The sequence below is a fragment of the Nocardiopsis tropica genome, assembly GCF_042660575.1.
GTDB lineage: Bacteria > Actinomycetota > Actinomycetes > Streptosporangiales > Streptosporangiaceae > Nocardiopsis > Nocardiopsis tropica.
The window spans coordinates 279,604-291,442 of the sequence record NZ_JBHSUF010000011.1; the positions used below are offsets into that span (position 1 = coordinate 279,604).

Sequence of the window (11,839 nt, forward strand, 5' to 3'; positions counted from 1 at the left end):
AACCGCTGGCGGGGCGCCCGTCCCCTCCGGTCTCATGGGTGCGGACGACCCACTCCAGGAGGAGCCCCGTGCCGCACCCCGCCCAGATCGTCTCGTCCCTCGCCGACCCCGACCGGCTCGCGCTCTACGCCCGCGTGGTCGCGGCGGGCGCCGGCGGCGCCGCCCCGGAGGACCTCCGCGCGGGCGGCTCCGGGGCCGTACGGCACCTGCGCCGGTTGGCGGACGCCGGCCTCGTGAGGGAGGAGGGCGGGCGCGTGGTGTGCGTGCCCGGGGTGTTCGCGGCCGCCCTGGAGGAGAACGCCCCCGCCGGGCGCGACCCCGTGGACGCGCTGTTCCACCAGGGACGGCTGACCGCCCTGCCCGTCCGGCGCGAGCTGCGCCGAGGGGTCTTCGCGCGGATCGCGGGGCGGCTCTTCGCGCCCGGGGTGGTCTACACCGAGAAGCAGGTGAACACGGCGATCCGCACCTGCTTCGACGACCCGTCCTCGATGCGCAGGTACCTGGCGGAGGAGGGGTACCTGACGCGCGAGGCCGACGGGAGCGCGTACCGGGTCGCGGCGGACCGAGCCGCCGCGACCCCGCCGCGGGGGCTCAGGAGCCGTCGCCGTCCACGCGCTCGTGGTAGGTGCGCCGGGTGCGCTCGGTGTGCTCGCTCATCAGCCTGAGGGCCTGGTCGGCGTCCCCCGCCTCGATGACGTCGACGAGGCTGGCGTGCTCGTCCCAGGAGGCGGCGCCGCGGATGCGGGCGACCGGGGCGTAGTACCAGCGGACCCGCCGGTCCACCTGGGCGGCCAGTTCGGCGAGCACCCGGTTGCCCGAGGCCTCGGTGACGGTGCGGTGGAAGTCGGCGTTGGCCTGGACCACCGCGTCGGTGTCGGCGAGCTCGGTCGCCGCGCGCCCGGCGGCGACCAGGTCGCGCAGGTGGCCGACCTGTTCGGGCGAGGCGTTGGCGGCGGCCAGGCGGGCCGACTCGGTCTCCAGCAGCGCGCGGACCGCCAGGAGCTGGTCGGCCTCGCTCTCGGTGGGCGTGTGCACGAACGCCCCGTAGCCGGGGCGCAGGTCCACCCACCCCTCGTTGCTGAGCCGCTGCATCGCCTCGCGGACGGGCTGGCGCGAGACGCCCAGGGTCTGGGCCAGCTCCGTCTCGACCAGGTGGTGGCCGGGTGAGAGCGCCCGGGTGGTGATCAGGTCCAGGATGGCCTCGTACACGGCTTCGCGCAGCGGTACGGGACGCTGGATCCGTCCTGCGACGGTGTTCAACCCCTGCGAGGCCATAGGGAATCTCCGGAATCCTGGTGCGCGGTCTTTGTAGACAGTGTACAAAACGCAGGACGTGCGTGGGTCATGTCGGAACCTCCACGAGCTCGACCCTTCCGGGGACGCGCCCCGGGACGCGCGAGGGCGGGACCACGGCGAGGGCGTCCGCCGTGGCGGCGCCCCTCAGGTCGGCGGAGCCCGAGACGGGCAGCTCCACCGCCAGGTCCTGGCTCACGCGCACCGGCACCAGACGGGTGTCGGACGGGTGCGGGCCGGTCGGGCCGATGAGCCCGATCCGCCGGCCGGCGTGCGCGGGGTCCCGCCGGTCCGCACGGCCGCTGAGCACCGGAACCAGCAGGGTGAGGGCGGCGGCCAGGGCCGCGCCGGGGTTCCCCGGCAGCCCCACGACCACGGTCCCGGAGGGCAGGACGGCCAGCAGCTGCGGATGGCCGGGGCGGCAGGCGACGCCGTCGACGACGACCCTGGCGCCCAGCCGGGCCAGGACCGGGCGCAGGTGGTCGGCCGGACCGGCCGAGGAGGAGCCGCAGACCGCGACGACCTCGGCCGGCCCTGCGACGCCGAGCGCCCGCGCCAGGTCCCGGCCCCGGTCGGGGACCCGCACCGCGGGGGCGCAGGCGCCCCCGGCCCAGGCGACGAGCCCGGGCAGCACGGGACCGATCGCGTCCCGCACCGCCCCGGGGCGCGGCGCCCCCTCGACCACGACCTCGTCCCCCGTGACCAGGACCCGCACGAGGGGCCGGACCACGGGCAGGGTGTCGCGGCCCAGGCTCGCGGCGAGCCCCAGGAGGGCGGGGGTGACGGGGCTACCCCGGCGGGCGACCGGCGTTCCCGCCGCCGTGGTCTCGCCCCGGCGGCGGATGTGCCGCCCCTCGCCGATCCCGCCGCGCACGGCGCCGGAGGACTCCGTCGCCAGCTCGCGCGGCAGGACCGCCGTGGTGCCGTCCGGCAGGACGGCACCGGTGGCGACCTCCACGGCCTCACCACCCCCCAGCCGGACGACCGGGCACCGCCGCCCCGCGAGCGAGCGCCCGAGGACCGACCAGGGGCCCTCCCCGGACACCGCGTACCCGTCCATGGCGGCGCTGTCGAGCGCGGGGACGTCGACCGCCGCGACGAGGTCGGCGCCGAGGGTGGCGCCGAGGGCGCCGGCGAGCGGCTCCTCGGCCATGGGCGTGCCACCCTCGGCACCGGTCACCCGCGCCAGCTCCCGCGCCGCGGTCCAGGGCAGCGGGGGTCGCGGGTGGTCTCCGACGTGAAGAAACGGAGAAGTTTCCGGGGAACCCTGGTCGGGCATTCCTTCTCTCCCTACCGACATGTGGAGAACGATATCTCGGAGCATACTGTATACAGTATGTGAAAGGAAGGGAGTCCTCATGCGAATCGCCGTACTCGGCGCCGGAGCGATCGGCGCCTACGCGGGCGCCGCACTCCACAGGGGCGGGGCCGACGTCCACCTCATCGCCCGCGGCGCCCACCTGGAGGCCCTGCGGGAGCGGGGCGTCCGCGTGCTCAGCGCGCGCGGCGACTTCACCGCGCACCCGCACGCCACCGACGACCCGTCCGAGGTCGGCCCCGTCGACGCCGTCCTCCTCGGCCTGAAGGCCCAGCACTACGCGGGCTGCGGCCCGATGCTGCGCCCCCTGATGGGCCCCTCCACCATGGTCGTCGCCGCCCAGAACGGCATCCCGTGGTGGTACTTCCACGGGGTCGAGGGCCCCCTCGCGGGACACCGCATCGAGAGCGTGGACCCGGGGGGAGCGGTCAGCCGGACGATCCCGGTCGAGCGCGCGGTCGGGTGCGTGGTCTACGCGGCCACCGAGCTCGCGGGCCCGGGGGTGATCCGGCACATGGAGGGGACCCGGTTCTCCATCGGCGAGCCGGACCGGTCCTCCTCCGCGCGCTGCCGCGACTTCCAGGCCGCGATGGAGGCGGGCGGCCTCAAGTGCCCGATCGAGCAGGACCTGCGCGAGGACATCTGGGTGAAGCTGATGGGCAACATCGTCTTCAACCCGCTGAGCGCGCTGACCCGCTCCACCATGGCGCAGATCTGCCGGAACCGATCGACCCGGGAGATGGCGCGCACCATGATGGCCGAGACCCTGGAGGTCGCGGCGCGGCTCGGCGTGCACCCCGCCGTCTCCATCGACCGCCGCCTGGCCGGGGCCGAGCGCGCCGGGGACCACCGCACCTCGACCCTGCACGACCTGGAGCGCGGGCGGCCCATGGAACTGGACGTCATCCTGTCCGCCGTGGTGGAGCTGGCCGACCTGACCGGCACCCCCGCCCCGGCCCTCCGGGCGGTGGACGCCGTGGCCGGGCTGCTCAACGACCGGATGCTCGACACCCCCGGACCCCCGGCTCCCCCCGCACCCGCACCGGCCGCCCGGTCTTGACCCATGACTCATGATCGCTAAATACTGTATGCAGTATCCCCGTCAGGCGCCACGGGCGCCGTCGGACCAGGCGAATCCGGCCACGACCACCAAGCGAGGCCACATGCGATCCGACGATTTCTCCGCTCCCTACGACCGACTCACCCGCCCCCTCGTCCGCGACGGCGGCGAACTGCGCCCGGCCTCCTGGGAGGAGGCCCTCGACCGCGCGGCCGCCGGGTTCCGGCGCGGCGTGGACGAGCACGGGCCCGACTCCTTCGGCATGCTCTCCTGCGCGCGGGCGACCAACGAGATGAACTTCATGGCGCAGAAGTTCACCCGCGTCGTCGTCGGCACCAACAACGTCGACTCCTGCAACCGCACCTGCCACGCGCCCAGCGTCGCCGGCCTGGCCGCGGCCTTCGGCTCGGGCGGGGGGACCTCCTCCTACGCCGAGGTCGAGGACACCGACCTCATCGTGATCTGGGGGGGCAACCCGCGCTTCGCCCACCCCATCTTCTTCCAGCACGTGCTCAAGGGCGTGCGCAACGGCGCGCGCCTGTTCGTCGTCGACCCCCGGCGCACCTCGACCGCCGAGTGGGCCGACCGCTGGCTCGGGCTGAACGTGGGCACCGACATCCCGCTCGCGCACGCGATCGGACGCGAGATCCTGCACGCGGGCCTGGCCAACGACACCTTCGTCCGGCGCGCCACGAGCGGGTTCGACGAGTACCGCGCGCTGGTCGAGCCCTGGACGCTCGCCGCCGCCGAGGCCGAGACCGGCGTGCCCGCCGAGGCCATCCGCGAGCTGGCGCACGCCTACGCCCGGGCCGAGCGCGCCCAGATGTGCTGGACGCTCGGCATCACCGAGCACCACAACGCCACCGACAACGTCCGCTCGCTCATCAACCTGGCCCTGCTGACCGGGCACGTGGGACGGCACGGCTCGGGGCTCAACCCGCTGCGCGGCCAGAACAACGTGCAGGGCGGCGGCGACATGGGCGCCATTCCCGACCGGCTGGCCGGGTTCCAGGACATCCTGGACCCGGAGGCGCGCGCGCCCTTCGAGGCCGCGTGGGGCCGCGAGATCCAGGGCACCAAGGGCAAGACCCTGACCCAGATGTTCGAGGCGATGGACGAGCGGGAGCTCAGGACGCTCTACGTGATCGGCGAGAACCCGGTCCAGTCCGAGCCCGAGACCGAGAAGACCACCCGCCGCCTGCGCAGCCTGGACCACCTGGTGGTGCAGGACATCTTCCTGACCCGCACCGCCGAGCTCGCCGACGTGGTGCTCCCCGCGAGCGCCTCCTGGTGCGAGTCCGACGGCACCTTCACCAACAGCGAGCGCCGCGTGCAGCTGGTCCGCAAGGCCCTGGACCCGCCGGAGGGCGCCCGCGACGACATCGAGATCATGTGCGACCTCGCGACCCGCCTCGGCGTCGACTGGTCCCGGCCCTCGGCCGAGGAGATCTGGAACGAGGTCCGCTCCCTCTCCCCCATGCACCGGGGCATGAGCTACGCGCGCCTGGCCGAGCTGCACGGCATCCAGTGGCCCTCCTACTCCGAGGACGCCCTGGAGCCGAGCTACCTGCACTCGCGCCTGTGGTCGGAGGACCCCGCCGAGCGCGGCGAACCCGCCCCGTTCGGGATCGTGGGCCACTCCCCGCCGGTCGACCTGCTCGACGAGGACTTCCCGTTCCGGCTGACGACGGGGCGGCGCCTGGACGACTACAACACCGGGGTGCAGACCGGCGGCTTCTCGTCGCCGCTGCGCCGGGGCGAGCTGCTGGACCTCTCGCCCGAGGACGCGGCCAAGCTCGGCGTCGCCGACGGCGAGACGGTGCGGGTGACCTCGCGCCGGGGCTCCGTCCTCGTCCCCGTCTCCGTCACGGAGGCGATGCGGCAGGGGTTGGTGTTCATGACGTTCCACTTCCCCCACCAGGTGGACACCCAGCTGCTGACCATCGACGCCACCGACCCGATCGCGGGGACGGCCGAGTACAAGGCCGCGGCGGTGCGGATCGAGAGGGTGGAGGAACACGCCGGCAGTGCGGCGCCGGCGCCCTGACGTGCGCGGACGGCGGACCGCGCCGTCGCCCCAGCCCCCTGCGGCGACGGCGCGGTCCCCTCCCTGGGCGACGCGTTCGGGCGCGCGCCCCGGGGGCCGGGTCTCCTTACGCGATCTTGGCGCGTACGGGGGTTGTCAACCCGATAACCAGCATCATACTGTCCTCTGTATACAAAATCCTGTGATCTGGATTACACGAGATTGAGGTGACACAGACGTGGACCTGCGATTCCTGGACGAGGCGCCCACCGCCGTCGAGCGCGAAGCCGTCGACAGCGTGCTCGGTCCCCCCGAATCCGGTTGGGACGGCGGCGCCCGCCAGGACGTCGACCTGCGCTACGCGCGGGGAGGCCACACCGCCCGGGACAGACGCGACCTGCTCATGCCCGCCCTCCACGCGGTCAACGACCGGGTGGGCTGGATCAGCAGGCCCGCCCTGGACCACATCTGCCGACGGCTCACCGTCCCGCCGGCGGAGGCCTACGCCGTCGCCTCCTTCTACGCGATGTTCTCCCTGCGCAAGCGCCCCCGCCGGGTCGTGCACCTGTGCACCGACATCGCCTGCGCGGCGGCCGGATCGTCCGGCCTGCGCGACCGGCTCGCCGAACGCCTCGGCCCGCCCGGCGGACACGACGGCGACACCACCTGGCACGAGAGCCCCTGCCTCGGCATGTGCGAACGCGCGCCCGCCGCCCTGGCCCTCGAGGCCGGCGCCCCGGCACGGTACGCCGTCGCCGCGCCCGCCGCCCCCGGGGACCTCGACGCGCTGGCGGGGGACGCCTCCCCCGGCTCCGCCGCACCGGTCTCCGCGAACGGACACGGCGCCCCCTCCCCCACCACCTTCGGCGCCGACCCCCTGCCCGGCGCCGCCCCGGAGCCCGCCCCCTCGGCGGCGGTCCCCGACGCCGGGTCGCCCGACCACGTGCTCCTCCGGCGCGTCGGTACCGTCGACCCCCTCAGCCTGGACGACTACCGCGCCGCCGGCGGCTACGCGGCACTGCGCCGGGCGCTGCGGCTCGGCCCGGCCGGCGTGATCCGGGAGGTCTCCGACTCCGGCCTGGTCGGCCGGGGCGGAGCCGCCTTCCCCACCGGCCGCAAGTGGCAGGCCACCGCCCAGCAGCCGGACGGCCCGCACTACCTGGTGTGCAACGCCGACGAGAGCGAGCCGGGCACCTTCAAGGACCGCGTCCTGATGGAGGGCGACCCCTTCTCCGTCATCGAGGCGATGACGATCGCCGGCTACGCCGTCGGGGCGCGGCTCGGGTTCCTGTACATCCGGGGGGAGTACCCCCGCGCGCTGCGGCACCTGGAGAACGCCGTCGCGCTCGCACGGGAGCGCGGACTCCTCGGGCCGGACGTCCTGGGCTCGGGGTTCGCCTTCGACATCGAGATCCGGCGGGGCGCCGGGGCCTACATCTGCGGCGAGGAGACCGCGATCTTCGGCTCCATCGAGGGCTACCGGGGCGAGCCCCGCACCAAGCCGCCCTTCCCCGTGGAGAAGGGCCTGTTCGGCAAGCCCACCGCCGTGAACAACGTCGAGACGCTGGTCAACGTCCTGCCGATCATGCTGATGGGCGGCCCCGCCTACGCGGCCGTCGGCACGGGCGGGTCCACGGGACCCAAGCTGTTCTGCCTGTCCGGCGGCGTGCGCCGCCCCGGGCTGTACGAGCTGCCGTTCGGGGCCACCCTGCGCGACCTCATCGAGGCGGCCGGGGGCCTGCCGGAGGGCCGCACCGTCCAGGCGGTCCTGCTCGGCGGGGCGGCCGGGGCGTTCGTCCGCGGCGACGAACTCGACATCCCCCTGACCTTCGAGGGCGCCCGCGCGGCCGGGACGACCCTGGGCTCGGGCGTGGTCCTGGTCCTGGACGACACCGCCGACCTGGTCGCGACCCTGGTCCGGGTGGCGGCCTTCTTCCGCGACGAGTCCTGCGGCCAGTGCGTCCCCTGCCGTGTCGGCACGGTGCGCCAGGAGGAGTCGCTGCTGCGGATCAGCGCGGGGGCAGACGCGGCCGCCGAGGTCCCCCTGCTCCGCGAGGTCGGCCGTGCGATGAAGGACGCCTCGATCTGCGGACTGGGGCAGACGGCCTGGAACGCCGTGGAGTCGGCGATCGACCGGCTCGACCTGTTCGGCGGCCCCGACCGGGCCGCCTCCGACGACATCCAGCAGAGCACCGCCGCGGGCGACCGGGCGGCAACCGAGGAGGCCCGATGACCGTCCCCGTACTCCTGGCCCCGCCCAGGCGGCTGATCGACGCGACCATCGACGGAGAGCAGGTCCGCGTGCCCGAGGGCACCACCGTCCTGGAGGCGTGCGCCGAGCGCGGCACCGAGATCCCCACCCTCTGCCACGGCGACACCCTCACGCCCAGGAACGCCTGCCGCGTGTGCGTGGTGGAGGTGGAGGGCGCGCGCACGCTCGCCCCCGCCTGCTCGCGCAAGCTGGAGCCCGGCATGTCCGTGGCGACCGACTCCGAGCGGGTGCGCCACAGCCGCAAGCTGGTCCTGGAGCTGCTCGGCTCCTCCGTGGACCTGTCCACCACCCCGAAGGTCGCCGAGTGGATGGAGCGCTACGAGGCGGAGCCCGACAGGTTCGGCCCGCGCGCCGAGGCCGCCGCGCTCGGCGTGCGCGACGCCCGGCGCTCCGGCGAGCACGAGCCCGGCGACGGCTCGGTCGCGGCGACGGTCGAGCAGCCCGCGAAGATCGACAACGACCTGTACGTGCGCGACTACTCCAAGTGCATCATGTGCTACAAGTGCGTCGACGCCTGCGGGGACCAGTGGCAGAACACCTTCGCGATCGGGGTGGCCGGGCGCGGGTTCGACGCCCGCATCTCCACCGAGCACGACGTCACCCTGCCCGACTCGGCCTGCGTGTACTGCGGGAACTGCATCGAGGTCTGCCCCACCGGGGCCCTCTCCTTCGGCACCGAGTTCGACATGCGCCAGGCGGGGACCTGGGACGAGGACAAGCAGACCGAGACCACCACGATCTGCACGTACTGCGGGGTCGGCTGCAACGTTACGCTGCACGTGCAGGACAACGAGATCGTGAAGGTCACGTCCCCGCACGACAACCCCGTGACCCACGGGAACCTGTGCATCAAGGGACGGTTCGGCTTCCAGCACGTGCAGCGCCGCGGCGGCGACGGGAAAGGCAGTGGCGCCGGCGGCGGCGGTGCCTGAACCGTTCCGCCCCGCGCGGAACCACGAGGATGAGAATCCCGGACAGATCGTGTAGAACCGGGGACGGCAGGACACCGGAAGGCGGTGGGGCGGAGATGGGACGGGTCACTGTCCGGGGGAAGGTGCTCCGGATCAAGGACGGGTCCGCGACCGAGCGCGTGGACACGTTCGTCGTGGAGGAGCCGCTGGAGATCAGGCTGGACGGTGAGCCGCTGAGCGTCACCATGCGCACGCCCGGCGACGACTTCGACCTGGCCGCCGGGTTCCTCGTGAGCGAGGGCGTGGTGTCGCGGGCCGAGGAGATCACCGCGATCCGCTACTGCGCGGGCGCGACCGAGGACGGCTCCAACACCTACAACGTGCTCGACGTGTCCCTGGCCCCGGGCGTCCCCCGCCCGGACACGTCGCTGGAGCGCAACTTCTACACCACGTCCTCCTGCGGCCTGTGCGGCAAGGCGAGCCTGGACGCCGTCCGCACCCAGGCCAGGTGGCAGGTCGCGGAGGACGGGGCCCGGATCGGCGCGGACACCCTGACGGCCCTGCCCGACCGCCTGCGCGAGGCGCAGCGGGTGTTCGACCGCACGGGCGGGCTGCACGCCGCCGGGCTGTTCACCGCGGAGGGCGAACTCCTCGCCCTGCGCGAGGACGTGGGCCGCCACAACGCGGTCGACAAGCTGGTCGGCTGGGCGCTGCGCTCCGGCCGGCTGCCGCTGGAGGGCACGGTGCTGATGCTCTCCGGCCGCGCCTCCTTCGAGCTGGTGCAGAAGGCCTGGATGGCCGGCGTCCCGATGATGGCGGCCGTCTCCGCGCCCTCGTCCCTGGCCGTCGACCTGGCCGAGGAGGCGGGCATCACGCTCGCCGGGTTCCTCAGGGGCACCTCCATGAACGTCTACGCCGGAAGGCATCGGATCCTCCTGAAGAAGGCGCTCAGCGCGCCCTCGGCGGCCACGGGAGGCGTCCGCAGTTCGGGTCAGTAGACGCGGGGGCGGTCGGCGCGCTCCAGCCCCCTGCACCGACCGCCCCCGACACCCGGCCCCGTGTCCGCACCGCCGCTCGGAGCGGCGCCCGGACACCCCGGCCGTGCCCCCGCGACCGGTCCGGATCCTCCGGCCGGCCGCGGGAGCGGCCGTGCCGGGCCCGGTGCGCCGGGAGCCGTGTCCCGGCGTGCCGGACCCGTCCCGGGTCCCCCGCCGGTCAGACGCGCCCCTCGGGGCGCAGCGTGTAGTGCGGGAAGTTGCCGGGCAGGCGCTCGGCTGCGGGCCCCCGGGTGACCGCGTGGACGAGGAGATCCCCGCCGACGAAGGCGCCCCGCCAGGAGTCGCCCCAGCCGCCGAACAGCTCGTCGCGGTCGCCGCGCGAGCGCGGCCGGTTGACGCCGACCTTGAAGGCGCGCACGCCCCCGGCCAGGCGCGAGGCGGTGTCGGGGTCGTCGCAGGAGACCGTGGCGACCAGGGCCCCGTTGCTGGCGTTCATCCCGGCCAGGAGTTCGGCCTCGGTGTCCACCAGCACGATCGAGTCGACCGGGCCGAAGGGCTCGGCGTGGAACAGCGGTGAGGAGCGCGGCGGCTCCAGGATGGCCACCGGCGCCACGTAGGCGTCCGTGTTCTGGCCCGGGAGCAGGAGGGCGTCGTCCAGTCCGCCGCGGTAGAGGGGCACGGCCCCGCCCGCGACGGCCTCGGCGACGCGGTCGGTGAGCTCCTTGGCCTTGGCCGCGTTGACGAGGGGGCCGAAGTCCAGCTCCGGCAGGTCGTCGTCGGGGGACTCCACGGCGAGCGGGTGGCCGAAGCGGACGCCGCGGACCGCGGTGAGGTAGGCGTCGAGGAACGCGTCGAAGCGGGACCGCTGCACGACGAACCGCGGGTAGGCGGTGCAGCGCTGTTTGGCGTAGTCGAAGGTCTTGCGGATCTGGCCGGAGAGGGTCTCCCAGTCGCTGAACTCCCACACCCCCCAGCAGTTCAGCCCTTCCTGTTCCAGGACGTGCGGCCGCCCCAGGTCGGCGACGTCGGCCGCCACCCGGCCCCCGGCGTCCCGGCCTCCGACGAAGGACACGCAGCCGATCTCGGGCCCCTTCACCAGCGCCGGGGACAGCTCGCGCCCGCCCCCGCTGACGAGGGTGAACGGCAGCCCCTCCCGGACCGCGAGGGCCACGGCGAGGGTCAGGCAGACCAGCCCGCCGTCGGTGGGCGTCTTGGCGATCACCCCGTTGCCCGCGAGCGCCTGGACGCACATCGCGTGCGCGAGCACGCTCATCGGGTAGTTCCAGCTCGCGATGTTGCTGACGGGGCCGTCCAGGGGGAGGCGGCCGTCGAGCATGGGCCCGATGCCGTCCAGGTACCACTCCACCCCGGAGATCGCCCGGTCCACGTCCTGGCGGGCCAGCCGCCAGGGCTTGCCGATCTCCCACACGAGGGCGAGGGCGAGGGTGTCGCGGTGCCGTTCCCAGGCGCGGACCGCGGCGCGCACCCGTGCCTGCCTCTCCGCGAGGGGGAGTGCGGCCCACGCGCGGTGCCCGGCGGCGGCCCCGGCCACGGCGAGGGCCGCGGTGGCGCCGTCCAGCATGGGCAGGTCCGCGGTCCGCGAACCGTCCACGGGCGAGTAGGAGGCCCGGGGCTCGCCGTCGGGGCGCCACCGCCCGCCCCAGTGGTTGTGGACGCGGTCCGGGCCGAAGGCCTCCGGGGCGGCCTCACGGCAGCGGGCGTACAGTGCGGCCCAGGAGGTGCCGGGCTTGGGCATCGTCGTCATGGGGCCGTGGGCGCCGCCGTGGAGAGGGCGCCCGCCTCCTCTCCGCCGTGGGTTCCGCCGAGGACGGCGCGCACGAGGCGGGCCGCTTCGCTGGGGGTCTTGCCGACCTTGACGCCGGCGGCCTCCAGGGCCTCCTGCTTGGCCGCGGCCGTGCCCGCCGAACCCGACACGATCGCGCCCGCGTGCCCCATCGTCT

9 protein-coding genes and 1 pseudogene are annotated in these 11,839 nt (G+C 74.6%); 6 read left to right on the plus strand and 4 right to left on the minus strand.

The window, feature by feature from the left end; genetic code table 11:
* The first annotated feature begins 68 nt into the window (after positions 1-68).
* A complete protein-coding gene (locus tag ACFQBR_RS19675) occupies positions 69-665 on the plus strand; it encodes a DUF2087 domain-containing protein (RefSeq protein ID WP_344183004.1) in 597 nt (198 codons plus the stop codon).
* Here the strand turns inward: ACFQBR_RS19675 and ACFQBR_RS19680 are convergent.
* Together ACFQBR_RS19680 and ACFQBR_RS19685 are read right to left on the minus strand one after the other, a co-directional pair.
* On the minus strand, positions 592-1,275 hold the full coding sequence (locus tag ACFQBR_RS19680) for a GntR family transcriptional regulator (protein WP_267948008.1): 684 nt from the start codon (positions 1,273-1,275) through the stop codon (positions 592-594). The two genes, ACFQBR_RS19675 and ACFQBR_RS19680, sit on opposite strands and share 74 nt — an antisense overlap.
* A 67-nt stretch (positions 1,276-1,342) precedes the next feature.
* Complete coding sequence (locus ACFQBR_RS19685; protein ID WP_267948007.1) at positions 1,343-2,446, minus strand: molybdopterin-binding protein; 1,104 nt, start codon at positions 2,444-2,446, stop codon at positions 1,343-1,345.
* A 205-nt stretch (positions 2,447-2,651) separates the two neighbouring features.
* Between ACFQBR_RS19685 and ACFQBR_RS19690 the strand changes: the two genes are divergently transcribed.
* The 5 genes from ACFQBR_RS19690 to fdhD all read left to right on the plus strand — a co-directional run bounded on the left by ACFQBR_RS19690 (position 2,652) and on the right by fdhD (position 9,878).
* Positions 2,652-3,671 (plus strand): 2-dehydropantoate 2-reductase, encoded by a 1,020-nt coding sequence (locus tag ACFQBR_RS19690; protein WP_344183000.1) that lies wholly within the window; start codon positions 2,652-2,654, stop codon positions 3,669-3,671.
* A gap of 103 nt (positions 3,672-3,774) precedes the next feature.
* A complete protein-coding gene (locus ACFQBR_RS19695; RefSeq protein ID WP_267948005.1) occupies positions 3,775-5,718 on the plus strand; it encodes a molybdopterin oxidoreductase family protein in 1,944 nt (647 codons plus the stop codon).
* A 217-nt stretch (positions 5,719-5,935) separates the two neighbouring features.
* Positions 5,936-7,930 carry an NAD(P)H-dependent oxidoreductase subunit E gene (locus tag ACFQBR_RS19700; RefSeq protein ID WP_344182998.1) on the plus strand — a complete coding sequence of 665 codons (1,995 nt, stop codon included), beginning with the start codon at positions 5,936-5,938 and terminating at the stop codon, positions 7,928-7,930.
* Positions 7,927-8,901, plus strand: coding sequence for a 2Fe-2S iron-sulfur cluster-binding protein (locus ACFQBR_RS19705; protein WP_344182996.1), 975 nt, complete (start codon positions 7,927-7,929; stop codon positions 8,899-8,901). Before ACFQBR_RS19700 ends, ACFQBR_RS19705 begins: the two co-directional genes overlap by 4 nt.
* A gap of 95 nt (positions 8,902-8,996) precedes the next feature.
* Positions 8,997-9,878: a formate dehydrogenase accessory sulfurtransferase FdhD gene (fdhD, locus tag ACFQBR_RS19710; RefSeq protein ID WP_267948002.1), complete on the plus strand. Its 882-nt coding sequence runs from the start codon at positions 8,997-8,999 to the stop codon at positions 9,876-9,878.
* Between the two features lie 217 nt (positions 9,879-10,095).
* On the opposite strand, the gene ACFQBR_RS19715 is transcribed toward fdhD, so the two are convergent.
* A complete protein-coding gene (locus ACFQBR_RS19715) occupies positions 10,096-11,643 on the minus strand; it encodes an aldehyde dehydrogenase family protein (protein WP_344182994.1) in 1,548 nt (515 codons plus the stop codon).
* A pseudogene (locus ACFQBR_RS19720) lies at positions 11,640-11,839 on the minus strand (succinate--CoA ligase subunit alpha); the annotation flags it as partial. The pseudogene ACFQBR_RS19720 and the gene ACFQBR_RS19715, both read right to left, overlap by 4 nt.

Bases quoted from the DNA above. Each gene is read 5' to 3' on its own strand.
- ACFQBR_RS19680 (WP_267948008.1), bottom strand. From the start codon at position 1,275: ATGGCCTCGCAGGGGTTGAACACCGTCGCAGGACGGATCCAGCGTCCC.
- ACFQBR_RS19685 (WP_267948007.1), bottom strand. From the start codon at position 2,446: ATGGCCGAGGAGCCGCTCGCCGGCGCCCTCGGCGCCACCCTCGGCGCC.
- ACFQBR_RS19690 (WP_344183000.1), top strand. From the start codon at position 2,652: ATGCGAATCGCCGTACTCGGCGCCGGAGCGATCGGCGCCTACGCGGGC.
- ACFQBR_RS19695 (WP_267948005.1), top strand. From the start codon at position 3,775: ATGCGATCCGACGATTTCTCCGCTCCCTACGACCGACTCACCCGCCCC.
- ACFQBR_RS19705 (WP_344182996.1), top strand. From the start codon at position 7,927: ATGACCGTCCCCGTACTCCTGGCCCCGCCCAGGCGGCTGATCGACGCG.
- fdhD (WP_267948002.1), top strand. From the start codon at position 8,997: ATGGGACGGGTCACTGTCCGGGGGAAGGTGCTCCGGATCAAGGACGGG.
- ACFQBR_RS19715 (WP_344182994.1), bottom strand. From the start codon at position 11,643: ATGACGACGATGCCCAAGCCCGGCACCTCCTGGGCCGCACTGTACGCC.